The organism is Streptomyces sp. NPDC037242 (assembly GCF_055604165.1).
Genome location: NZ_JBVJUY010000004.1, coordinates 88,276 through 111,511 on the forward strand (window position 1 = coordinate 88,276; position 23,236 = coordinate 111,511).

At 71.9% G+C, this 23,236-nt stretch carries 22 protein-coding genes and 1 riboswitch; of the genes, 12 read left to right on the plus strand and 10 right to left on the minus strand.

The features are described 5' to 3' along the window. Positions 1 to 213: 213 nt before the first annotated feature. Entirely contained in the window at positions 214 to 837 is a 624-nt protein-coding gene (locus tag ACZ7GJ_RS07225) for a response regulator (protein WP_393819702.1), read from the minus strand. Beyond that, positions 834 to 1,958, minus strand: coding sequence for a sensor histidine kinase (locus ACZ7GJ_RS07230; protein ID WP_470750334.1), 1,125 nt, complete (start codon positions 1,956 to 1,958; stop codon positions 834 to 836). The genes ACZ7GJ_RS07225 and ACZ7GJ_RS07230 overlap by 4 nt, the downstream gene beginning before the upstream one ends. A 350-nt stretch (positions 1,959 to 2,308) precedes the next feature. On the opposite strand from ACZ7GJ_RS07230, the gene ACZ7GJ_RS07235 reads away from it, so the two are divergent. Next, a complete protein-coding gene (locus ACZ7GJ_RS07235) occupies positions 2,309 to 2,872 on the plus strand; it encodes a GlcG/HbpS family heme-binding protein (RefSeq protein ID WP_470750165.1) in 564 nt (187 codons plus the stop codon). Positions 2,873 to 2,952: 80 nt separating this feature from the next. After that, positions 2,953 to 4,398 carry a M1 family metallopeptidase gene (locus ACZ7GJ_RS07240; RefSeq protein ID WP_470750166.1) on the plus strand — a complete coding sequence of 482 codons (1,446 nt, stop codon included), beginning with the start codon at positions 2,953 to 2,955 and terminating at the stop codon, positions 4,396 to 4,398. Positions 4,399 to 4,408: 10 nt separating this feature from the next. On the opposite strand, the gene ACZ7GJ_RS07245 is transcribed toward ACZ7GJ_RS07240, so the two are convergent. Both ACZ7GJ_RS07245 and ACZ7GJ_RS07250 read right to left on the minus strand, forming a co-directional pair. Beyond that, positions 4,409 to 4,936, minus strand: a complete 528-nt coding sequence (locus ACZ7GJ_RS07245; protein WP_470750167.1) for a GNAT family N-acetyltransferase — start codon at positions 4,934 to 4,936, stop codon at positions 4,409 to 4,411. A 101-nt stretch (positions 4,937 to 5,037) separates the two neighbouring features. After that, a complete protein-coding gene (locus ACZ7GJ_RS07250) occupies positions 5,038 to 5,613 on the minus strand; it encodes a TerD family protein (RefSeq protein WP_365925208.1) in 576 nt (191 codons plus the stop codon). 137 nt (positions 5,614 to 5,750) lie between these two features. Between ACZ7GJ_RS07250 and arfB the strand changes: the two genes are divergently transcribed. Continuing rightward, positions 5,751 to 6,185 (plus strand): alternative ribosome rescue aminoacyl-tRNA hydrolase ArfB, encoded by a 435-nt coding sequence (gene arfB, locus ACZ7GJ_RS07255; protein ID WP_470750335.1) that lies wholly within the window; start codon positions 5,751 to 5,753, stop codon positions 6,183 to 6,185. Between the two features lie 41 nt (positions 6,186 to 6,226). Here arfB and ACZ7GJ_RS07260 read toward each other — a convergent pair whose 3' ends face one another. Next, positions 6,227 to 6,712, minus strand: a complete 486-nt coding sequence (locus ACZ7GJ_RS07260; protein ID WP_470750336.1) for a flavin reductase family protein — start codon at positions 6,710 to 6,712, stop codon at positions 6,227 to 6,229. Between the two features lie 352 nt (positions 6,713 to 7,064). On the opposite strand from ACZ7GJ_RS07260, the gene cdgB reads away from it, so the two are divergent. Both cdgB and ACZ7GJ_RS07270 read left to right on the plus strand, forming a co-directional pair. Further along, on the plus strand, positions 7,065 to 8,840 hold the full coding sequence (cdgB, locus tag ACZ7GJ_RS07265) for a diguanylate cyclase CdgB (protein WP_470750168.1): 1,776 nt from the start codon (positions 7,065 to 7,067) through the stop codon (positions 8,838 to 8,840). A 68-nt stretch (positions 8,841 to 8,908) separates the two neighbouring features. Continuing rightward, positions 8,909 to 9,952, plus strand: a complete 1,044-nt coding sequence (locus ACZ7GJ_RS07270) for a CBM35 domain-containing protein (protein ID WP_470750169.1) — start codon at positions 8,909 to 8,911, stop codon at positions 9,950 to 9,952. Between the two features lie 6 nt (positions 9,953 to 9,958). Here ACZ7GJ_RS07270 and ACZ7GJ_RS07275 read toward each other — a convergent pair whose 3' ends face one another. From ACZ7GJ_RS07275 to ACZ7GJ_RS07285, 3 genes are all read right to left on the minus strand, one after another. After that, positions 9,959 to 10,879: a 1-phosphofructokinase family hexose kinase gene (locus tag ACZ7GJ_RS07275; protein ID WP_470750170.1), complete on the minus strand. Its 921-nt coding sequence runs from the start codon at positions 10,877 to 10,879 to the stop codon at positions 9,959 to 9,961. A 157-nt stretch (positions 10,880 to 11,036) separates the two neighbouring features. Continuing rightward, entirely contained in the window at positions 11,037 to 12,188 is a 1,152-nt protein-coding gene (gene nagA / locus ACZ7GJ_RS07280; RefSeq protein WP_470750171.1) for an N-acetylglucosamine-6-phosphate deacetylase, read from the minus strand. Next, positions 12,188 to 13,129 (minus strand): ROK family protein, encoded by a 942-nt coding sequence (locus ACZ7GJ_RS07285; RefSeq protein WP_470750172.1) that lies wholly within the window; start codon positions 13,127 to 13,129, stop codon positions 12,188 to 12,190. The genes nagA and ACZ7GJ_RS07285 overlap by 1 nt, the downstream gene beginning before the upstream one ends. Positions 13,130 to 13,376: 247 nt before the next feature. On the opposite strand from ACZ7GJ_RS07285, the gene ACZ7GJ_RS07290 reads away from it, so the two are divergent. From ACZ7GJ_RS07290 to otsB, 3 genes are all read left to right on the plus strand, one after another. Then, entirely contained in the window at positions 13,377 to 14,681 is a 1,305-nt protein-coding gene (locus ACZ7GJ_RS07290; protein ID WP_470750173.1) for an extracellular solute-binding protein, read from the plus strand. A gap of 46 nt (positions 14,682 to 14,727) precedes the next feature. Further along, positions 14,728 to 14,964: a DUF3263 domain-containing protein gene (locus tag ACZ7GJ_RS07295; protein WP_385221931.1), complete on the plus strand. Its 237-nt coding sequence runs from the start codon at positions 14,728 to 14,730 to the stop codon at positions 14,962 to 14,964. Between the two features lie 74 nt (positions 14,965 to 15,038). After that, the gene (gene otsB, locus ACZ7GJ_RS07300; RefSeq protein ID WP_470750174.1) at positions 15,039 to 15,893 is read left to right on the plus strand and encodes a trehalose-phosphatase; all 855 of its coding nucleotides are present in this window, start codon (positions 15,039 to 15,041) and stop codon (positions 15,891 to 15,893) included. Between the two features lie 187 nt (positions 15,894 to 16,080). On the opposite strand, the gene ACZ7GJ_RS07305 is transcribed toward otsB, so the two are convergent. Continuing rightward, positions 16,081 to 17,442, minus strand: a complete 1,362-nt coding sequence (locus tag ACZ7GJ_RS07305) for an alpha,alpha-trehalose-phosphate synthase (UDP-forming) (protein ID WP_470750175.1) — start codon at positions 17,440 to 17,442, stop codon at positions 16,081 to 16,083. Between the two features lie 63 nt (positions 17,443 to 17,505). Beyond that, complete coding sequence (locus ACZ7GJ_RS07310) at positions 17,506 to 18,456, minus strand: glucosyl-3-phosphoglycerate synthase (RefSeq protein ID WP_470750337.1); 951 nt, start codon at positions 18,454 to 18,456, stop codon at positions 17,506 to 17,508. Positions 18,457 to 18,642: 186 nt separating this feature from the next. Beyond that, a riboswitch (SAM riboswitch) is annotated at positions 18,643 to 18,799 on the plus strand. Positions 18,800 to 18,816: 17 nt separating this feature from the next. On the opposite strand from ACZ7GJ_RS07310, the gene thrC reads away from it, so the two are divergent. The 4 genes from thrC to groL all read left to right on the plus strand — a co-directional run bounded on the left by thrC (position 18,817) and on the right by groL (position 22,968). After that, positions 18,817 to 20,091, plus strand: a complete 1,275-nt coding sequence (gene thrC / locus ACZ7GJ_RS07315) for a threonine synthase (protein ID WP_470750176.1) — start codon at positions 18,817 to 18,819, stop codon at positions 20,089 to 20,091. Between the two features lie 36 nt (positions 20,092 to 20,127). Continuing rightward, on the plus strand, positions 20,128 to 20,403 hold the full coding sequence (locus tag ACZ7GJ_RS07320; protein WP_470750177.1) for a MoaD/ThiS family protein: 276 nt from the start codon (positions 20,128 to 20,130) through the stop codon (positions 20,401 to 20,403). Between the two features lie 409 nt (positions 20,404 to 20,812). Continuing rightward, a complete protein-coding gene (locus tag ACZ7GJ_RS07325) occupies positions 20,813 to 21,019 on the plus strand; it encodes a cold-shock protein (protein WP_030009783.1) in 207 nt (68 codons plus the stop codon). 326 nt (positions 21,020 to 21,345) lie between these two features. Further along, the gene (groL, locus tag ACZ7GJ_RS07330; RefSeq protein WP_470750178.1) at positions 21,346 to 22,968 is read left to right on the plus strand and encodes a chaperonin GroEL; all 1,623 of its coding nucleotides are present in this window, start codon (positions 21,346 to 21,348) and stop codon (positions 22,966 to 22,968) included. The last annotated feature ends 268 nt before the right edge of the window (positions 22,969 to 23,236 follow it).

Genomic DNA, 23,236 nt, shown 5'->3' on the forward strand with positions numbered 1-23,236 from the left:
GATCCCGCCGTGCGGTGCCCGTGCCGGTGGCTGTGCCGGTGGTGCCGTGTCGGTGCCGCTGCGCGGAGCTGCTCCCCGCCCCACCCTTCCGCCGTTCCCCGGGGCTCCGCCCCGGACCCCGCGCCTCAAACGCCGGCGGGGCTGGATCGTGCGCTGATGACGGTGGGGCTGGGTCGGTGCCTCAAACGCCGGCGGGGCTGGATCGTGCGCCGATCAGGACGGGAGGAGGCGTTGCTCCTTGGCCACCGCCACTGCGCCCGCGCGGGTGTCGACGCCGAGCTTGTCGTAGATCCGGCCCAGGTGGGTCTTGACCGTGGCTTCGCTGATGAACAGCGCGCGGGCGATGTCGCGGTTGCCGAGGCCGCGGGCCAGTTGGCCCAGGATGTCGAGTTCACGGTCCGTCAGGGTCGGGCGGGTGCCGCGCATGTGGGCCATCACGCGGCTGGCCACCGGCGCGGAGAGCGTGGTGCGGCCCGCCGCCGCCGAGTGGATCGCGGCGAAGAGCTCCTCGGGGCGCTCCGCCTTCAGCAGGTAGCCGGTCGCACCCGCGCCGATGGCCCGGGTGATGTCCGCGTCGGTGTCGTAGGTGGTCAGGACCAGCACGTGCGGGGGGTCGGGTAGCGCCGTGATGCGGCGCGTGGCCTCCACGCCGTCGATGCCCTCGCCCAGCTGGAGGTCCATCAGGACCACGTCGGGGCGGAGTTTGGCGGCCAGGGCGACCGCCTCCTCGCCGCTGCCGGCCTCGCCGAGGACCTCGATGTCCGGTTCGCTGCCGAGCAGGGCCAGCAGTCCGGCGCGCACCACCACGTGGTCGTCGCAGAGGAGGATCGTCGTCATCCGGTGGGCTCCAGGGGGTCCAGGGGGATCGCGGCCGAGAGTACGGTGCCCTCTCCCGCGGTGGATTCGATGGTCAGGGTGCCGCCCAGCTGGCGCACGCGGGCGCGCATCGCCGGGAGGCCGTGGCCGCGCTCCCCGGTGGCGGCCCGGGGCTCGTGGAAGCCGCGGCCGTCGTCCGCGATGTCCAGCACCACCTGGTCGCCCAGGTAGCTGAGGGTGAGGGCCGCCGTCCGGGCTCCGGAGTGCTCGCGGACGTTGGCCAGCGCGCCCTGGGCGATGCGCAGCAGCGCGGATTCCGCGCGGTCCGGGAGCGGGACCGGGGCGCCCTCCAGATGGAAGCGGACCTCGATGCCCGGGCCCGCGTCGAGCGCGCGCAGGGCGTCCGCGAGGCGGGCGCCGCCCGCGAGTTCGCGCGGTGCCAGGTCGTGGACCAGCCGGCGGGCCTCCGCCAGGCCGCGGGCCGCGATGTCGGTGGCGGTGCGGACGTGCGCGCGGGCCGTGCCCGGGTCGGTGTCCCAGGTGCGGTCGGCGGCCTGGAGCAGCATCTGCTGGCTGGACAGGTGCTGGGCGAGTGTGTCGTGGATCTCCATGGACAGCCGCTGGCGCTCGGCGAGGGTGCCCTCGCGGCGTTCGGTGGCGGCCAGCTCCCGGCGGGTGCGGATCAGGTCGTCGATCAGGGCCCGCTGGGCCTGGGCCTGGCGTTCCATGTGGACGAAGACGGCCGTGGCGAGCGCGGCGACCGCGGGCGGGGCCACGAGGAGGTTCGGGTCGAAGGCCTTCGACAGCTTGAGCTGGGCCGCCACCACGAACACCGTGAGCAGTGCGACCAGGACGATCGCCGCCCGCGGGGGCAGGGTCCGCAGGGCCGTGTAGAAGAGCGGTACGGCGCACCAGGCGAAGCTGGGCGCGAGCACGACCAGCACCACCCAGGCGGCGACCACCAGGCCGAGCCACAGGAGCCGCCGCAGGGTGGGCGCGGCGCCGAGCGCGGGGCCGAGTACGTACAGCAGCGCCAGGGTGATGCTGAGGGCGATGATCCACGGGGTGCGCGGCTCGCCGGGGTGGCGGAGCAGGAAGCGGGCCACGGAAGCACCGAGGAGCAGGAAGAACGCGGTGTGCATGACCGCTGCCAGCACCCGGGTGTCTGGATTTCGCGCGGGGTGGCTCACCGGGGGCTCCTGGGGTGGGGGCGTGCGTCCATTGTCGCCCGCTGCGCCGTCGCCGGGCTGCTGCCACGGCCGTGACCAGCCAATACCCCCGTGGAGCGGACCCGCATCAACCGATCGGATGACCCCCGGGTCATCCGGTGCGCTGGCCGTCGCGAGCCGGTACGGGGACGGGTGGGAGGGGGATGCGGCCACAGGCTTGGAGCAGAGCAGGACAGCAGGCGAGCCACACAGGACGAGCCACCCAAGCCGAGCCACCCAAGACGAGTCGGCCCACTCGGCCGACGCACTCAGGAGCAGCAGACATGAAGACCCGCACCCGCGTTCTCACCGGTACCGCCCTCGTCGTCGCGCTCGGCGCCGGGACCTTCGGCGCCGTCAGCGCCACCGCCGCGCCGGCGACCGCCGGGCAGGCCGCGTCCGCACAGCAGGCCGCCCCGGCGAAGAAGGACAACGACAAGAACTTCACCACCACGACGCACCTGACCATCGACGCCGCCACCCGCGCCGCGCAGGCCGCGCTGCAGGCCGCCGAGAAGGAGAACCAGAAGGTGACGGTCGCGGTCGTGGACCGCAACGGCAACACCATCGTCACGCTGCGCGGCGACGGCGCGGGCCCGCAGTCCTACGAGTCGGCGGAGCGCAAGGCCTTCACGGCCGTGTCGTGGAACGCCCCGACCTCGGTGCTCGTGGGCCGCCTCGCCCAGGCCCCGAACCTGAAGGACATCCCCGGCACCCTCTTCCTGGGCGGCGGCACCCCGGTGCAGCTCAAGGGCGCCCCGGTCGCGGGCATCGGCGTGGCCGGCGCCCCGAGCGGCGACCTGGACGAGAAGTACGCCAAGGCCGGTGTCGAGGCCCTCGACAAGTAGCAGTTCCGGAACCGGTCGTCGGGGGTCCCCCGGCGGCCGGTCCCGCCGTCTGCGGAGGCTGCCCGCTTAGGATCGGGAGGGTGGAACGCCGCGCTTTCTCCCGTACCTCCCGTCCCTCCAGTTTCTCCCGCCTCGCGGGCCCCGCCCTCGCCGCCCTGCTCGCCCTCACCACGGCGTGTACGGGTGGCACCGTGCAGGGCCGGCCGGGCGCGTCGGGGCTGCGAGACCCGTACTTCCCCAAGGCCGGCAACGGCGGCTACCAGGTCGAGCACTACGAGCTGGACCTCGACTACGACCCCGATGACGGGCAGTTGGACGCCACGGCCGTCATCACCGCCCGCGCCGAGCAGGGGCTCAGCTCCTTCAACCTGGACCTCAGCGGCCTGAAGGTCGAGGGCGTACGGGTCCAGGGCGCCGGGGCCCGGTTCAACCGGACGGGGAACGAGCTGACCGTGCGCCCGGCCGAGGACCTGAAGAAGGGCGAGGTGTTCCGTACGGAGATCGACTACGGCGGCAAGCCGAAGGCGATCATCGACGCGGACGCCTCCGAGGAGGGCTGGATCACCTCGCAGGACGGCGCGTTCGCGGTCGCGGTGGGCGAGCCGGTCGGGTCGATGAGCTGGTTCCCCGGCAACCACCACCCGAGCGACAAGGCCGCGTACGACATCACGCTCACCGTCCCCAAGGGCTACGAGGCGGTCTCCAACGGCGAGTTGCGCTCCCGCTCCGACACCGACGACGGGCGTACGGAGTTCACCTGGCACAGCCCCGAGCCGATGGCGAGCTACCTGGCGACCGCCGCCGTCGGGAAGTTCAAGGTGACGACCGGCCGGACCGCGTCGGGCGTGCCCGTCTACAACGCGGTGGCGCCCGAGGAGTCGGCGGCCGCGGCGCCGGTGCTCGCGCGGCTGCCGGAGGTGGTGGAGTGGGGCGGCCGCCGCTTCGGCCCGTACCCCTTCTCGACCGTCGGTGCGATCGTGCTGCCCCAGGAGACCCTCGGCTACGCGCTGGAGACGCAGACCAAACCCGTCTACCCGGGCGCGCCCGACGAGGAGACCCTCGTCCACGAGATCGCGCACCAGTGGTTCGGGAACTCGGTGTCGCCCGCGTCCTGGAAGGACATGTGGCTCAACGAGGGCTTCGCGACCTACGCCGAGTGGCTGTGGGACGAGGACCACGGCGGCATCACCGCGCAGCGCCGCGCCGAGGCCTTCCTCGCCGGTGACACCTCGGTCGACTCCCACGCCCGCCCCGGTTGGGACGCCTTCCCGCCCGCCGCGCCGCCGGGCCCGGAGCACATCTCCGATCCGCCCGTGTACTACCGCGGTGCGATGGTCCTGCAGCGGATCCGCCAGGAGGTGGGCGACGAGAAGTTCTTCGCCCTGGTGCGCGGCTGGGTCGCGGACCACCGGCACGGGAACGTGGACACGGCCGACTTCACGGTGTACGCGCAGGAGAAGACGGGCCGGGACCTGAGCCGGATCTGGGACGTGTGGCTGTACGGCGAGGACCGCCCGAAGGCCTAGAGCACGGTGCCTACGCCGGCGGATGGAGGTCCTTGCGCAGCACCGTGCAGGCGCGGCCCCGTTCGCGGTCGGCGGCCCGGCGCAGGGTGACGTAGCCCTGGGCCTGCCAGAAGGCGAGGCCCCTGGGGTTGTTGTCCAGTACGGCGAGCCGTACCCCGGTGCGGCCCGCGGCGCGGAAGCGGTCCTCGACCAGGGTGGCCACGGCGCGGCCGTAGCCCTCGCGGTGCGCGGTGGCGTCGATGAGCAGCAGGCCGATCCACGGGTCGGGGTCGCCGGCCTGCGGGTCGGGGTGGTGCGCGAGGGTGGCGGCGAGGCCGACGAGGCGGCCGGCCGAGCGGGCGAGGAGCACCTCGGCGCCGTCCTGGGCGATCTCGTCGGCGAGGGCGGCCGCGACCTGTTCGACCGTGATGCGGTCGGGGTCGGGGAAGTCGCCGCTCAGCTCGAAGAAGGCGTGGTTGGTCGAGTAGAGCGCGGCGATTTCGGTGAGGACCGGGCCCGGTAGGGCGCCGTCCACGGGGGTGAGCTGTTCGAGGATCACCTACCGAACGGTAGCGAAGCCCCCTCCCCGGACGGCCGGGAGGGGGCTTCAGCTGCGGTGTCGTCAGCCGGTCGTGCCCGGGCGCCGACGCGGGTGCCGGATCAGACGTTGACGCCGAAGTCCTGCGCGATGCCCGTCAGGCCCGAGGCGTAGCCCTGGCCGACGGCGCGGAACTTCCACTCGGCGCCGTTGCGGTAGAGCTCGCCGAAGACCATGGCGGTCTCGGTCGCCGCGTCCTCGGAGAGGTCGTAGCGGGCGATCTCGGCGCCGCCGGCCTGGTTCACGACGCGGATGTACGCGTTGCGGACCTGGCCGAAGTTCTGGCTGCGGGTCTCGGCGTCGTAGATGGAGACCGGGAAGACGATCTTGTCGACGTCGGCCGGGAGGCCGGCGAGGTTGACGTTGATGGCCTCGTCGTCGCCCGCGCCCTCGCCCGTGCGGTTGTCGCCGGTGTGGACGATGGTCTGGTCGGGGGTCGCCTTGTTGTTGAAGAAGACGAAGTGGCTGTCGGAGACGACCTTGCCCATGGCATTGACCGCGATGGCGGAAGCGTCGAGGTCGAAGTCGACACCGGTCGTCGTACGGACGTCCCAGCCGAGGCCGACGGTGACGGCCGTGAGGCCCGGGGCCTCCTTGGTGAGCGAGACGTTTCCGCCCTTGGAGAGGCTTACTGCCATGGTGACTGGTGTCCCTTCCTAGTCGCATGACCGCGAGATGTGGCCAAGTTACCGCTGAACCCCATAACGCCGGGAGGGGGCCGTAGGTTCCATCGGCTCCGGAAATGCGCGTGACGGGGCCCCCGCGGGGACGGATCATAGGGGGCATGCCTGGTCCCTATGTCATCCGCGGTTCGGTCGTGCTCCCCGAGGGCGAGCTCGCCTGGCGCTTTTCGCGTTCCTCGGGACCCGGCGGCCAGCACGTCAACACCTCCGACTCGCGCGCGGAGCTGCTCTTCGACCTCGGCGCGACGAAGGCGCTGCCGGAGGTGTGGAAGGAGCGCGCGCTGGAGCGCCTCGCGGCGAAGCTGGTGGACGGGGTGGTGACCGTACGGGCCTCCGAGCACCGGTCGCAGCTGCGCAACCGGGAGATGGCGCTGGTGCGGATGGCTTCGCTGCTGGCGGAGGCGACCGCGCCGCCGCCCAGGGCGCGCCGGGCGACGAAGATCCCCCGGGGGATCAATGAGCGGCGCCTGCGCGAGAAGAAGGCCCGCGCCGAGACCAAGCGGGGCCGCACCGGCCGGGACTGGTAGCCCGACGCACCCCGGCCCGACCCGCCCCGACCCGACCCGGCCTACGGCGCGAGGTGCCGGTAGCGCCCCCGGAAGTACGTCAGGGGCGGGGAGTCCGGCGAGGGCAGTGCGGCGCCGAGGACGCGGCCGATGACCAGGGTGTGGTCGCCCGCCTCGACGCGGTTCTCCGTACGGCATTCCAGGGTGGCCAGCGCGTCGGTCAGCAGCGGTGCGCCGGAGATCGCGCCCCGCTCGTAGGGGAGGTCGGCGAAGAGCAGGCGGTCGCTGATGCGGCCCTTCATCGCGAAGCGGCCCGCGACCTGGAGCTGGTGGTCGGCGAGGACCGACACGGCCCACAGCGGCTGCTCGGCGAGCAGGTCGTCCATCCGGGAGCCCTCGCGCAGGCTCACCAGGACCAGCGGCGGTTCCAGGGACACCGACAGGAACGCGGTCGCCGTCATTCCGACGTCCTCGCCCCGCGGCCCGTCGGCCGTCAGCGGGGACTCGTGCGCGGTGATCAGGCACACGCCCGCCGCCAGTCGGGACATGGCGGCCCGGAACTCGTCGTTGCTCACCCCCTCAGGATGCGGGGTCGGGGCGGGAAGCGTCGTTGCGGGGCTCGTCTTGGGCACAGGGAAACGCTAATCTCGGCCTCCCTCGCCGCACATCGGGCCCTGGCCCGAGCCGTGTCCCCACCCCCCGACCTAGGCCGAGGCGTATCGTTTGCTCCCGGAAACACCAGAAGGTTAGTCATCTCATGTGACTTGAGTCACAGAGAGCAAGATTTGTTGACCCTGTGTACCTGCCGCACAGCTCACTGTGATTCAGTGGACGGGACACCGCAACGAAACGCCGATGACAAACCTGGAGTTGCTGTCGAGGTCTCGGGGAGAGCGAGCAATGGAGACCGAGTCGGAGCCGTACGTCCGTCTTGCGACCCTGCGGCAGCTGCACCGGGTGGTGGCCGAGCTCAACACGGCCAGGAGCCTGGCGGACACTCTGCAGACAGTCGTGGACGGCATCGTCGTGGGCCTCGGCTACGAACTCGCCTGTGTCAACCTCGTACGCCCCGACGGTGATCTGGTGGTCGCCGCCTTCGCGGGCGACCCCGCCGCAGAGGCCCTCATCACCGGTCGCGTCGGCTCGCGCAACTCCTGGGAACGCCGTCTGACGATGGGTGAGAACTGGGACGGCCTGCGCTTCATCCCGCACACCGAGGGCTGGATCCTCATGGAGGACGACGTCCCCCAGTGGCACACGGACGGCCCCGAACCGCGCTTCCAGGACGAGTGGCACCCCGAGGACCGGCTCTACGCCCCGATGTACGCGTCCGGCGGGGAACTGCTGGGTGTCATTTCTGTGGACAGACCGCGCAATGGACGCCGTCCCGGAGCCTGGGGGCGCGAAGCGCTCCAGATGTACGCTTTCCAGGCAGCGATTGCGATCAGCAACGCCAGGCTCCGCGCAAACATGCAGCGCGCCCTCGTCCGGCTGGAGCGCGAGCAGCAGGCGCTGCGCGCCAGCGAGGAGTCGTTCCGGCAGGCCTTCGAGTACGCGCCCAGCGGCATGGCCATCGCCGAGATGGGCGGCGACCAGCACGGCCGGCTGCTGCGCACCAACGACGCGCTGTGCCGGCTGCTGGGCCGCCCCGCCTCCGTGCTGCGCCGGTACTCCTTCTCCGACCTCGTCCACCCCGAGGACATCGGCACCCTGCTGCGCACCTCCGCCGAGGGCGGCCGCGCCGAGCTGCGCCTGGGGCGGCGCGACGGCACGTATGTATGGGTCTCGCTGCGCAACTCCGTCGTCGCGGACGCCGCCGACGGGCCGCGCTTCCTGCTCACGCACGTCGAGGACATCGAGGAGCGCAAGCGGCACGAGCTGCAGCTCGCGCACCGGGCCAGCCACGACTCGCTGACCGGTCTGCCCAACAGCGCCGAGCTGCGCGCCCGGCTCGGGGCCCGGCTGTGCCGCCGCCCGCAGTCCGTGCGGGCCACCGCCGTGGAGGCGCTGGACGCGGCCTACGAGGGCCGCGAGGGCGCCCACGCGGGCGGCTACGCGCCCGGGCACGCGCCCGGGTACGAGGCGGGGGGTGGTGCCGGTGAGCACGGCTTTCAACCCGACGGCCCCGACCGCTTCGCCGGATCCGACGCCTTGGAGTACCCCGCAGGCCCCGGCGCGCCCGGCGGCCCCGGCCCGCTGGCGCCGGGCCCCGGCGGGGCGGGGGCGTACGACCACCACGTGCACACGGTGGCCCCCGCGACGGACGTCGACGACGGCACGAAGGGGCTCGCGGTGCTCTTCTGCGACCTCGACGGCTTCAAGTCGATCAACGACCGGTTCGGGCACCACACGGGCGACGCGGTCCTGATCGAGGTGGCCCGGCGGCTGACGACCGGCGTCAGGGACGGTGACACCGTCGCCCGGCTGGGTGGTGACGAGTTCGTCGTGCTGGCCGACGGGCTGGGCGCGGCGGACGCCGCCGATCTCGCCGTCCGGCTGCGCAACGCGATCATCCCGCCCATCAGGGTGGACGGCCGCGCGGTCCGCGTGGGGGCCAGTTTCGGCATCGGCTGGGCCAGCTGCGGCATGTCGGCGGACGAGGTGCTGCGCTCGGCCGACCAGCGGATGTATATCGAGAAAAGGTCCCGTTCCAAGGCGCACCGCCGGGCCGGCTGAGGCGATCGGCCGCCCGTGGGCGCACGTGTTCGGGGTAGGCTCCCGTGGGTCGAAAGGAGTGACCTGCGATGACGACGCCCGCGAACAACAACCCGGACGGTGGGGCGAACCAGCCCGAGGACGACGATCCGTTCGGCTACCTCTACGCGGACGGCCAGGCCGCCGGTGCCACCCCGCCCGCCCAGGGCGGTGGATACGGCTACCCCGGCTCCGCGGTCGGAGGTCACCCCGGCGCGCAGCCCGGCGTCCCCCGCACCTCGCACCACCAGGTGCGCACGGTCGGCGAGCGGACCTACGGCGGCCAGCGCGGCCCCGTTCCCCAGCAGCAGGGCGGCGGCGCGCAGCAGCCCGCCCCCTACCAGGCGCAGTACCAGGCCCCCGAGGCGCTCCAGGCGGGCGGCTACGGGGTTCCGCCGCAGCAGCAGCCCCCGCAGCCCCCGTCGCACTACACCCAGCAGATGGTTGCCCCGGGGGGCGGCCACGGCGGCGGCGGTTCCAGCCGCAGGGGTCTGCTGATCGCGGCGGTCGCGGTGGTCGGCGCGGTCGTGATCGGCATCGGCGCGGCCCTGGCCTTCGGCGACAAGGACAAGGGCGAGGGCGACAGCAGCGCGAACGGGCAGAACCAGTCCGCCCCGCCGCAGAACTCCGCCAGCCCGCAGCCGAGCGGTTCCCCGTCGGCCTCGGAGGCGCCGCTGCCGAAGGCCGACGCCTCGGGCGCCGGCATGGCCCTGTCGGGCGGCGCGATCCTGATGAACGTGGTGCCGGGGGCGAAGAGCGCGGGCGGCCAGTACGTCGGCAACTTCAACCAGCCCGGCGCGGCGGTCACCTGGACCGTGGACGTCGCCAAGGCGGGCTCGTACAAGCTGAAGATGATCTACGGGGTGCCGGGCAAGGACGCCAGCACCACGCTGACCGTCAACGGCGAGGTGCAGTCCCGCCCGATCAACATGAAGAACTTCAGCAACGCCAAGCCCGGCGAGTGGGACAAGGGCTGGACCAACACCTACTCGATCGTGACCCTGAAGAAGGGCACGAACAACGTCAAGGTGTCCTGCGAGGCGGGCAACCAGTGCGAGGTCGCCCTCGACCAGCTGTGGCTGGAGCAGGGCTGACCAGGCTCAGCCCACCGGCGTGACCTTCACCGACCCCCGTACCTCCTCGTAGGTGCGGGGGTCGAACTCTCCCGCCGCCGGGGCGTGCACGGTGGCCGCCGAGAGGGCGACCGCGCGCACCAGCCGGGCCGGCCAGTCCAGGCCCTCGGCGAGGGCCGAGAGCAGGCCCGCGACCGCGGAGTCGCCGGCGCCCGTGGGGTTGCCGGACAGGGCGCGCGGCGGGGCGGCCTGCCAGGTGCCCTGGGCGGTGGCGGCGAGCAGCCCGTCCGGGCCGAGCGAGGTGACCACCGCGTGGGCGCCCCGGCGCCGGGCGTCGCGGGTGGCGGGCAGCGGGTCCCGGGAGCCGGTCAGCTCGGCCAGCTCGGCGGAGTTCGGCTTGATCATCTCCGGGCGGGCGGCGACCCCGCGGCGCAGGGGCTCGCCGCTGGTGTCGAGGAGGACGGGGACGCCGGCCGCGCGGGCCGCCCGTACGAGGACGGCGTACGCGCCGACCGGCACGCCCGGGGGCAGGCTGCCGCACAGGGCCACCGCGCGGGCGTCCGCGACCAGTTCCTCGTACCGGGCGAGGAACGCGGACCACTCGGCGGAACCGATCAGCGGGCCCGGCTCGTTGAACTGCGTGGTGTCGCCCGAGCCCTCGTCGACCACGGCCAGGGTGCGCCGGGTGGTGCCCGCGCAGGGGACCAGGGCGTCCGACACCCCGGGGCAGTCGGCGAGCAGCTCGCGTACGACCGCGCCCGTGCGGCCGCCGGCGAAGCCCGTCGCCGTCACCTCGTGGCCGAGCGCCGCCAGTACCCGGGCGACGTTGAGGCCCTTGCCGCCGGGGCGTTCGGCGACGTCGGTGACGCGGTGCGAGGCGTGCGGGTGCAGCCTGGGCACGCGGTAGGTGACGTCGAGTGCGGTGTTGAGCGTCACGGTCAGGATCATGGGCCACCCCCGGGTCTGTTGCTGCCGGGATCATGCCAAACCAAAGGCGGTCGGCCCAGTCCTCCGGGCCGACCGCCCTCGTGCGTCCAGCCGCTTGGCCGTCAGATCTGCTGCCGGACGTTGCCGGACGTTGCCGGACCCGCCGTCAGGCCGGTGTTCAGCCCAGCGGGTTGACGATCCATTCGCCGTGCCGCATGACGCCCCTGACGTCGAAGGCGGAGTCCAGGACCACCAGGTCCGCGTACTTGCCGGGTTCCAGCGAGCCGACCTGGTCGTACAGGCCCAGCAGCTTGGCGGGGTTGACGGAGATCGCCTGGACCACGGACTCGACGGGGAGCCTGTCCAGGGTCACCGACCGCTTGAAGGCGGTGTCCAGGGTCAGGGTGGAGCCGGCGATCGAGCCGCCCTCGACCAGGCGGGCCACGCCCTCCTTGACCTCGACCTCCAGCGGACCGAGGTGGTAGATCCCGTCGCCGAAGCCGGCCGCGTCCATCGCGTCGGTGATCAGCGCCACCCGGTGCGCGCCCGCGTGGCGGAAGGCCAGCTCCAGCATGGCCGGGTGCAGGTGCGTGCCGTCGTTGATCAGCTCGACGGTGACCCGCTCGTCCTCCAGCAGCGCCGCGATGGGGCCCGGGGCGCGGTGCTCCATGCCCGGCATCGCGTTGTAGAGGTGGGTGGCCACGGTCGCGCCCGCGTCGATGGCCTGGCGCGTCTGGTCGTAGGTGGAGTCCGTGTGCCCGATCGCGGCGATCACCCCGTGCTCCGCCAGCAGTCGTACGGAGTCCAGGCCACCCGGCAGCTCGGTGGCGAGGGTGAACATCCGGGCGGTGCCGTGCGAGGCGTCGACCAGCTTGCGGACCTCGGCCGGGTCGGGGTCGCGGAGCAGGTCCTCCTTGTGCGCGCCCTTGCGGCAGGCGTTGATGAACGGCCCCTCGAAGTGGATGCCCGCGATCTCGCCCTGCTGGGTCAGTTCGGCCAGCAGTCCGGCGCGGCGGGCCAGTTCGTCGAGTTCGCCGGTGACGGTGGACGCGACCAGGGTGGTGGTGCCGTGCTCGCGGTGGGTCCGTACGCCCTTGAGGACCTCCTCGGCGGTGCCGGAGGTGAAGGACGCGCCGCCGCCGCCGTGGTTGTGCATGTCCACGAAGCCGGGGACGATCCAGTGCCCGGAGAGATCGACGACGCGCGCGTCCTCGCGGGCGCTGCCGGCGATGCGGTCGCCGTCGACGATGACGCGGCCGCCCGCCACGGTCCCGGTGGGCAGCACCACGTCGGCGCCGGACAGGACGGTGCTGTGAGCGCTTCCGGACATCAGGCAGGTACCTCCGTGGCGAGTAGGTCCCAGGCGAGCAGCCCTGCGCCCAGGCAACCGGCGGTGTCCCCGAGGGCCGCCGGAACGATGTGGGGCAGCCGCTGGAACGTCACGCGCTCCTCCACGGCCTTCCGTAGTGGTGTGAACAAGGTTTCCCCGGCCTCGGCGAGCCCGCCACCGATGATCAGCGTGCGCGGGTCCAGCAGGGTGATCGCGGTGACCAGCCCGTCGGCGAGTGCGCCGATGGCGGTCAGCCAGACCTCGCGGGCGCGCTCGTCGCCGGACTCGACGGCCTTGGCGCAGTCCGCGGCGTCGGCCTCGGGGTCGCCGGAGGCGCTCGCCCAGGCGCGGCTGACGGCGGAGGCGGAGGCGAGGGTCTCCAGGCAGCCGCGCTGGCCGCAGCCGCAGGCGGGGCCGCCGGGGCGGACCACGATGTGGCCGATCTCGCCCGCGTAGCCGTGGGCGCCCGCCTCGATGCGGCCGGCGATGCCGATGGCGCCGGCGATGCCGGTGCCGAGCGGGACGAAGAGGAAGCGGTCGGCGCCGCGGCCCGCGCCGATGCGGCCTTCGGCGAGTCCGCCGGTGCGCACGTCGTGGCCGAGGGCGACCGGGATTCCGCCCAGGCGTCTGCTGAGCAGTTCGCGCATCGGTACGTCGCGCCAGCCCAGGTTCGCCGCGTAGACGGCGATCCCGTTCTCGGCGTCGACGATGCCGGGGACGGCGACCCCGGCGGCCGAGGCGGCCGTTCCGTAGCGCTCCCGGCCGAGGTCGAGGAGCTCGGCGGCGAAGTCCTGGATCGTCTCGACGACGGCTTCGGCGCCCCGCTCACGACCGGTGGCGCGGCGCGCCTCGTGGAGCAGGGAGCCGTCGGCGGCGACGAGGGCGGCCTTCATCCCAGTGCCGCCCACATCGAGGGCGATGACGTGTTCAACGGGTTTCACGGGTGACAGTCTCGCGTGCTGGAAGGGGAAAGGTCTAGTCCACTGAGGAGGGATTGTTGAGTCGCCATACAAAATCGGGGCCAAGGCCCTGGCGCTGCCCTGGGCAGAAGCGGAGGAGAGGGCGTGAAGAGGCAGGGGGGAGGCGGGGGAGAGGCAGGGGAGGGGCGCCGTCCGGATGTGGCGGAGCCGCCAAAGTGGTGTAGACCTTACGTGGATCGTACGTACAACAAGGGGTGGCAAGAGAACTGTGAAGGGCCGTTACCTGAGCCTGGCCGTGTCCGGCACCGCACTGTGTCTGACCGCTGTGACGCTGACGGGCTGCGGGGCCCTGTCGAGCCTCACCGGTGACAACGAGGTGACCCTGCGGGTCGTGGCGGCCGACTACGGGGACAATCCGCAGAACTCCTCCGCCGCCTACTGGAAGGAACTCTCGGAGTCCTTCGAGAAGGCGCATCCGGGCATCAACGTCGAGGTCAGCGTCTACTCCTGGTCGGAGGTCGACGCCAAGGTCGCCGAGATGGTCAAGGCCGGCAAGGCCCCCGACATCGCGCAGATCGGCGCCTACGCCGACTACGCCGCCGACGGCAAGCTGTACACCGCCGACGAACTGCTCTCCGTGCAGACGGAAGCCGACTTCCTGGCACCGCTCGCCGACGCGGGCAAGGTCAAGCGCGTCCAGTACGGGCTGCCCTTCGTCGCCAGCACCCGGCTGCTCTTCTACAACGAGAAGCTGCTGACGGACGCCGGCGTCATACCCAAGGACGCCAAGACCGGCTGGCAGCCCAAGAGCTGGGCGGACCTCGAAGCGGCCGCCAAGAAGCTCAAGGCCGCCGGCGTGCAGACCCCCTTCGCGCTGCCGCTGGGCCGCGAGGAGGCACAGGCCGAGACGATGATGTGGCTGCTCGCGGGAGGCGGCGGCTACACCGACAACGAGGAGTCGTACGCGATCGACTCCCCGGAGAACGTCAAGACCTTCGAGTTCCTGCGCGACAAGCTGGTCGGGCAGGGCCTGACCGGCGCCGTCGAGCCCGGGAAGCTGGACCGGCAGGCCGCCTTCGACGCCTTCACGCGGGGCGAGGCCGGCATGCTCAACGGGCACCCGACGCTGCTGAAGCAGGCCGGGGAGAAGGGCGTGAAGTTCGGCATGACCGCCATGCCGACCATCGACGGGACCGAGCACTCGACGATGGGCGTCGCCGACTGGGTGATGGCGTTCAAGAACGGACACCGCACGGAGTCCGGGAAGTTCCTGGACTACCTCTACGAGGCCAAGAACGTGACGGCCTTCACCGGCAAGTACGACCTGCTGCCCGTCACCACGAGCGGCTACCGGGCGATGGACGCCGCCGCCGGCGGCGCCTCGCAGACGCAGCTCAAGACCTTCCTCCAGGCACTGCCCAGCGCACGGCTGTACCCGGTCGGCAAGAAGTCCTGGGCGGCCGTGAGCGAGGACGTCAAGCAGAACATCGGCAAGAGCGTGCAGCCGGGCGGACAGCCGTCGAAGGTCCTGGAGGACATCGCGGGCGCGGCGCGGGCCGCCGACCCCCGCTGACCCCCGCTGAAGCGTGGGTGTCAGCGGGCGGCGTTAATCTGGCCGTATGACGGACGAGGGGCGGCTGACCGCTGAGGAAGCGGCCGTGCTCGCCTACGAGGGCCGCACCTGGCCGGGGCCCGGGGCCAAGGAGCGGGCCATACGGGAAGGGCTGGGGATGGCCCCGGTCCGGTACTACCAGCTGCTCAACGCGCTGATGGACGACCCCCGGGCCCTGGAGCACGCGCCGGGCACGGTGAACCGGCTGCGGCGGATCCGCGAGGCCCAGCGGGCCCGGAGATGACGGGTCGGGGGCGCTCGCCGCGGACGTGGTCCGCGCCGTAGCCGTCGCCCCGCTCGGCCGTTAGGGTCGTGCGTATGGGGAGCCATCCGCACGACCTGCCGATGCCCGTCACCGCTGCCGGACGCGAGGGACTCCAAGCCCTGCTCCGGGTGCCACGGCGCTCCGTGGTCGCCCTCGACTTCGACGGCACACTCGCCGAGATCGTCCCGGACCCGGACCAGGCGCGCGCCCACCCCGGCGCCGTCCCCGCACTCGCCGCGCTGGCCCCCGAGGTCGCGTCGGTGGCCGTGGTCACCGGACGGCCCGCCGGGGTCGCGGTCCGCTACGGGGGCTTCGCGGGCGTCCCCGGCCTGGAACACCTGGTGGTGCTGGGCCACTACGGGGCCGAGCGGTGGGACGCCGTGTCCGGGATCGTGCACGCGCCGGCCGAGCACCCCGGGGTGGCGGCCGTACGGGCCGAGCTGCCGGGCTTCCTCGATGCGATCGGCGCGTGGCGCGGGACCTGGATCGAGGAGAAGGGCCGGGCGCTCGCGGTCCACACCCGGCGGGCGGCCGACCCGTCCGCGGCCTTCGAGGCCCTGCGCGAACCCCTGGCCGAACTCGCCGCGCGGCACGGGCTGATGGTCGAGCCGGGCCGTGCCGTCCTGGAGCTGAGGCCGCCGGGCATGGACAAGGGCGTGGCGCTGTCGGAGTACCTGGCCGAGACGGGCGCGGAGGCCGTGCTGTACGCCGGCGACGACCTGGGCGACCTCGCGGCGTACTCGGCGGTGGAGAAGCTCCGGACCGACGGCATGCCGGGGCTGCTGGTGTGCAGCGGCTCGGCGGAGGTCCCGGAGCTGGCCGCCCGCGCCGACCTCGTCCTCTCCGGCCCGGCCGAGGTCGTCGCCTTCCTGTCCAGCCTGGCCGCTGCCGTTGCCCGGCGGGGCTGATTCTTGCCGGGCGGCGCTGCGATTGCCCGACGGGCGCGCCAAAAGGCGGCCTCACCCCAGATCCAGCCCCGCCGGCGTTTGAGGCGCGGGTCCGGGCGGAGCCCGCGGGGGCCCGGGGCCCGGGTTCCGCCCGGCGGATCCGGATCCGGACCCGGACCCGGACGCGGACCCGGACGCGGCGCCGCCGTCAGGCGCGGAGGTCGGCCAGCTGCACGGCGAACCACTGGCCCGGCGGGAGCCCAACGGCGGCCGCGGCGAGGCGCTTCGTGCGCTCGGCGCGCTCCGCCGCCGGCATGGACAGCGCCGCGTGCAAGGCCTCCGCCGTCTGCGTCACGTCGTACGGGTTCACCGTCAGCGCGTCCTCGCGGAGCTCCTCGTACGCCCCCGCCCCGGTCGACAGCACCAGTACGCAACCCGCTTCCGACACCACCGGGATCTCCTTCGCCACCAGGTTCATCCCGTCCCGCACCGGGTTCACCAGCGCCACGTCCGCCATCCGGTACGCCGCCAGCGAGCGCGCGAAGTCGTCCTGCACCGACACCAGCACCGGCTGCCAGTCCGCCGTACCGAACTCCGCGTTGATCTCCGCGGCCAGCTCCGCGACCGACTCCGTGTACGCCCGGTACACCGCCAGGTCCTGCCGAGACGGGTACGCGGAGGCCAGGTGCACCACCCGCCCGCGCCACTCGGGGCGGACCGTCAGCAGCTCCCGGTACGCCAGCAGGCCGCGCAGGATGTTCTTCGACAGCTCGGTCCGGTCCACCCGCACGATCGTCTTCACGTCCCCGACCTCCGCCCGCAGCCCGGCCAGCTTGTCGTCCACCTCCGGCCGGTGCGCCAGCGCCCGCAGCTCGTCCGCGTCCACGCCCAGCGGGTACGCGGACACCTCCGTCCGCTGCCCGGGCGGGCAGCAGCTCAGGAAGTTGTCCGCCCACTGCGAGGTGTGGAACCCCAGCCGGTCCGCACCGAGCATCCCCCGCAGCAACTGCTCCCGGACGTCGTCCGGGAGCATGCCCAGGAAGTCCCGCGACGCCCACGGCGTGTGCGTGAAGTGCCCGATCCGCAGGTCCGGCCGCAGCTCGCGCAGCGCACCCGGCACCAGCGCCAGGTGGTAGTCCTGCACCAGCACGCAGGCCCCCTGCGCCGCCTCCTGCGCCAGAGCCTCGGCGAAGGCCTGGTTGTACTGCACGTACGACGCCCACTGCCGCCGGAACTCCGCGTCGAAGACCGGCTCGCGCGGGACGTCGTAGAGGTGGTGGTGGGTGAACCACAGCACCGAGTTCGCGATGCCGTTGTACGCGTCGTCGTACACCGCGGGATCGACGTCCAGCATCCGGACCCCCGGCTCGGCCACGCCTCTGCGCACCGCCTCCCGGTCCGCGTCCGACAGCGCGGCGCAGATCCACAGCGCCTCCGGCTGCTCGGCCAGGGCCGCCGAGAGGCCGGAGACGAGTCCGCCCCCGCCGCGCCGGGCACTGAGCGTGCCGTCGGCGGCGAGGGCGTACGAGAGCGGGCCGCGGTTGGCGGCGACGAGTACCTGAGAAGCCATGCGGCGAACCTAGCCCGGCCCGTGCCCGCTCAAACGTCAGTTCCTCCCGGGCGCTTTCCCCGGTTACGCCACACGACGGCGCGCGTACTCCTCGATGTCGCGCATCGGCGGCCGCTCCTCGGTGTCCACCGCGTACGTGTGCGGGACGAAGCCGTCCGGGCCGCGCTCGAACTGCGTCAGCTCCGGCCGTACGAGGTGCCCGCGCGAGAGCCGCAGCTGGGCGGTGCGGTAGATCGCCGCGGCCATCCGGCCCAGCGCCTGGCCGTCCTGGTGGCGGTGCAGGCGCACCCCCACGTCCACCTGGGCCAGCGCGTCGAGCCCGACCGTGTGCAGCGCGTCCACCAGCAGGCCCAGCTCGACGCCGTACCCCACGGGGAAGGGCAGCCGCTCCAGCAGGGAGCGGCGTACGGCGTACTCACCGCCCAGGGGCTGGACGAAGCCGGCGAGTCTCGGCCAGTGCAGGTTGAGCAGCGGGCGCGCCACCAGCTCGGTGACCCGCCCGCCCTGGCCGGGGGCGTCGCCGAGCGGGCGGTCGTACATCGCCTTGACGAACTGCACGTCCGGATCGGTCAGCAGCGGCCCCACGATCCCGGACACGAAGGCGGCGGAGAAGTCGCGCAGGTCGGCGTCGACGAAGCACACGATGTCGCCGGTGGTGGCCAGCAGCGAGCGCCACAGCACCTCGCCCTTGCCGTGCAGGGGCGGGATCCGCGGCAGGATCTCGTCGCGGTGCACCACCCGGGCGCCGGCCTTCGCGGCGACCTCCGCGGTGCGGTCGGTGGAGCCCGAGTCGATCACGACGAGCTCGTCCACCAGGGGGACGGGCAGTCCCTCGATCAGATCGCGCCGGATCACCTCGACGATGTCGCCGACCGTCGCCTCCTCGTCGAGCGCGGGCAGCACCACGCTGACCGTGGTCCCCGCTGCCCGCTTGGCGGAAAGCAGCTGGTCGAGCGGTCGGTCGGCGGCGGACCAGGAGCGGTCTGCCAGCCAGCGCTCCACCTCTTCCAGCACCTTCTGCACTCCTTGGTTCATCCGTGGTTTCGACCGAAATGTGATCCATCTCGCGGTTCGGACGGCTGTCTCAACCGCCCGGACCTTCGGTTACAGTCTTGAACAACGCGAAGGTCCACCGCATGCCGGGGGTCCCCGCGTACAAACGCACCGGCGCGCCATGGAACGCGTGTGCCGGTGCCATACCGCTCATCCAGAGGGGCAGAGGGACACGGCCCGTTGAAGCCCCGGCAACCCTCCAGTCGGTTCTCGCGATGCGTATTTGCGCACTCCCGCGAGGTCCCCGGCTAGGGAAGGTGCCAATTCCGTCTCATGGCGAAGTGCGCCATGGGGAAGATGAGGAGAAAGGGCCTCGCCATCATGGCTGCACAGACTGTTGCCACCTCTGTCGATCTCGGACCTGCCACCGGCCTTTCCTGCCGCGAGTGCGGAACCCGCTTCGAGCTCGGTCCGATCTTCGCCTGCGCCGAGTGTTTCGGACCGCTGGAAGTCGCCTACGACCTCCCCCTCGGTGACCCCGAGGCGCTGCGCGCGGCGATCGAGGCCGGCCCCCAGAACATCTGGCGCTACGCGCCGCTGCTGCCCGTCCCCGCGGACGTGGCCTCCAAGCCGAGCCTGAACCCCGGCTTCACCAAGCTCGTGGACGCGGCCAACCTGGCCAAGGAGCTCGGCGTCACCGGCAAGCTCTACGTCAAGGACGACTCCGGCAACCCGACGCACTCCTTCAAGGACCGCGTCGTGGCCATCGCCGTCGAGGCCGCCCGCGCCTTCGGCTTCACCACCCTGTCCTGCTCCTCCACGGGCAACCTGGCCGGCGCCGTCGGCGCCGCGGCCGCCCGGGCCGGATTCCGCTCGTGCGTGTTCATCCCGCACGACCTGGAGCAGGGCAAGGTCGTCATGGCCGGTGTGTACGGCGGCGACCTGGTCGGCATCGAGGGCAACTACGACGACGTCAACCGCTTCTGCTCGGAGCTCATCGGTGACCCGCTGGGCGAGGGCTGGGGCTTCGTCAACGTCAACCTGCGCCCGTACTACGGCGAGGGCTCCAAGACCCTGGCGTACGAGATCTGCGAGCAGCTCGGCTGGCAGCTGCCCGACCAGATCGTGATCCCGATCGCGTCCGGCTCGCAGCTGACGAAGATCGACAAGGGCCTCCAGGAGCTGATCAAGCTCGGCCTGGTCGAGGACAAGCCGTACAAGATCTTCGGTGCCCAGGCCGAGGGCTGCTCCCCGGTGTCCACCGCCTTCAAGGCCGGTCACGAGGTGGTCCGCCCGCAGAAGCCGAACACCATCGCCAAGTCGCTGGCCATCGGCAACCCGGCGGACGGCCCGTACGTCCTGGACATCGCCCGCCGTACCGGCGGCTACGTCGAGGACGTCAACGACGAGCAGGTCGTCGAGGCCATCAAGATCCTGGCGCAGACCGAGGGCATCTTCGCCGAGACCGCGGGCGGCGTGACCGTCGGCGTGACGAAGAAGCTCATCGAGAACGGGCAGCTCGACCCGGCGCTCACCACCGTGGTCCTGAACACCGGCGACGGCCTCAAGACCCTGGAGGCGGTGGCCGCGGACAGCGGCCAGACCGCCACCATCCGCCCGAGCCTGGACGCGTTCCGCGCCGCCGGCCTGGTCTGATCCTCTCTCCCTGCACACCGGAAAGGCAGAAGCGCCATGAGCGTCAACGTCCGCATCCCCACCATCCTGCGCACCTACACCGGCGGCAAGGCCGAGGTCCCCGCCGACGGCGCGACCCTCGCCGAGGTCATCGAGTCCCTGGAGAAGAGCCACCCGGGCATCGCCGCGCGCGTCCTGGACGACCAGGGCAAGCTGCGCCGCTTCGTGAACGTCTACGTCAACGACGACGACGTGCGCTTTGAGGGCGGGCTGCAGACGGCGACGCCGGAAGGCGCCGGCATCTCGATCATTCCGGCCGTCGCGGGCGGCTGATCCCGGTCGGCCGGAACCCGGCTGACACGTAAAACCTAGAATTGCCCCCTCCGCTAATAAGCGGAGGGGGCAATTCTGCTTGGTTGGGCGCGGTAGGGTTGGGGAAGTCCCCTCCGCTGTTCTTGCCCGCCGCATATGAGCGGGTCGCGTGAGGGTTGACATTGAGTCAACATGCAAGTGCCGTATGGGGTGTTTGCGGGGCTATGCCGGGTCCGAGTTGCCCGGGAAGATGCCAGCTTTTCACTCTATTTCAATCTTTCCCCGTGTCCAGAATTCTCGTCGGATTGACCTGTTGCAGACAGCAGCGGTGCGGATACATTCAGCCCCGGTCGAGGCGTTCCGGCGCAAGTTCTGACCCGGGACCGCGAAGTGCGGTCCTGCGCAAGGGCCAGTAATAGGGGAGTTAGGCATGGCTCAGGGCACCGTCAAGTGGTTCAACGCGGAGAAGGGCTACGGCTTCATCGCGGTCGACGGTGGTGCGGATGTGTTCGTCCACTACAGCGCCATCCAGATGGACGGGTACCGCACCCTTGAAGAGGGTCAGCGGGTCGAGTTCGAGATCTCGCAGGGCCAGAAGGGTCCGCAGGCGGACATGGTCAAGCTCGCACTCGGCTAGCCCAGGCGCGATCGACCGCCCACGCGTACACATGAGGGGCCCACATCCCGGACAAGGGGTGTGGGTCCCTCGCGTGTACTGCCCGGACAGCCCTTGCGCCGCCTGCCTCCCGGCCGGGCGTTGCACGAAGCCGCTTGCACTCGGGGGGGTCGAGTGCTAATCATTGGCGTTAGCACTCTCCAGGTGAGAGTGCTACTAAGACGAGGACCGGGTCGGTGAGGCCCGCAGGGTCCGGCGGGAAGGAACCGCCGGGCACGCAGGCCGTCCGTCGCGGGCGCGGGCGCGGTCCGGGAGCAATCCACCGCTGTCCGGGAGGACCACTTCAGATGGCCAAGATCATTGCGTTCGACGAGGAGGCCCGGCGCGGTCTCGAGCGAGGCATGAACCAGCTCGCCGACGCCGTCAAGGTCACCCTTGGCCCCAAGGGTCGCAACGTCGTCCTTGAGAAGAAGTGGGGCGCCCCCACGATCACCAACGATGGTGTCTCCATCGCCAAGGAGATCGAGCTCGAGGACCCGTACGAGAAGATCGGCGCCGAGCTGGTCAAGGAAGTCGCCAAGAAGACGGACGACGTCGCCGGCGACGGTACGACCACCGCCACCGTCCTCGCCCAGGCGCTCGTCCGCGAGGGCCTGCGCAACGTGGCCGCCGGTGCGAACCCGATGGCCCTCAAGCGCGGCATCGAGAAGGCCGTCGAGGCCGTCTCCGGCGCCCTGCTGGAGCAGGCGAAGGATGTCGAGACCAAGGAGCAGATCGCTTCCACGGCCTCCATCTCCGCCGCCGACACCCAGATCGGCGAGCTCATCGCCGAGGCCATGGACAAGGTCGGCAAGGAAGGCGTCATCACCGTCGAGGAGTCGCAGACCTTCGGTCTGGAGCTCGAGCTCACCGAGGGCATGCGCTTCGACAAGGGCTACATCTCGGCGTACTTCGCCACCGACATGGAGCGCATGGAGTCGTCCCTCGACGACCCGTACATCCTGATCGTCAACTCGAAGATCGGCTCGGTCAAGGACCTGCTGCCGCTCCTCGAGAAGGTCATGCAGTCCGGCAAGCCGCTGCTGATCATCGCCGAGGACGTCGAGGGCGAGGCCCTGTCGACCCTGGTCGTCAACAAGATCCGCGGCACCTTCAAGTCCGTCGCCGTCAAGGCCCCGGGCTTCGGCGACCGCCGCAAGGCCATGCTCGGCGACATCGCCATCCTCACCGGTGGCACGGTCATCTCCGAGGAGGTCGGCCTCAAGCTCGAGAACGCGGGCCTGGACCTGCTCGGCCGCGCCCGCAAGGTCGTCATCACCAAGGACGAGACCACCATCGTCGACGGTGCCGGTGACAGCGACCAGGTCGCCGGTCGCGTGAACCAGATCCGCGCCGAGATCGAGAACTCCGACTCGGACTACGACCGCGAGAAGCTCCAGGAGCGCCTCGCGAAGCTGGCCGGCGGCGTGGCCGTCATCAAGGCCGGCGCCGCGACCGAGGTCGAGCTCAAGGAGCGCAAGCACCGCATCGAGGACGCCGTTCGCAACGCGAAGGCGGCCGTCGAGGAGGGCATCGTCGCCGGTGGCGGCGTGGCCCTGCTCCAGGCCTCCGCGGTCTTCGAGAAGCTTGAGCTCACGGGCGACGAGGCGACCGGCGCCAACGCCGTGCGCCTGGCCCTGGAGGCCCCGCTCAAGCAGATCGCCGTCAACGGTGGCCTTGAGGGCGGCGTCGTCGTCGAGAAGGTGCGCAACCTCCCGATCGGCCACGGCCTCAACGCCGCGACCGGCGAGTACGTCGACATGATCGCCGAGGGCATCATCGACCCGGCGAAGGTCACCCGCTCCGCGCTGCAGAACGCGGCGTCGATCGCGGCCCTCTTCCTCACCACCGAGGCCGTCATCGCCGACAAGCCCGAGAAGGCCGGCGCCGGCGCGCCGGGCGGCATGCCGGGCGGTGACATGGACTTCTGATCGGCCCTGGCTGATCGGCTGTTCTCGACCGAGGGCGGCACTCCCCGACACGGGGGGTGCCGCCCTCGGGCGTTTCCGCGTCCCGCTAGAAGCCGGTGGTGTCCAGCTCGAACCCGAAGGGCTCCGGGACGGGCAGCGGCTCACCGAAGGACACCGTCCTGCGGGAGCGGTACCCGTGCGGAGAAGGGTCCCAGAAACAGGTGATCTCCGAGCGGTGCGCAGGAGTGTCTCGAACGTGGACGGTGCCGCCTGCTCTATCGGGGTGGCC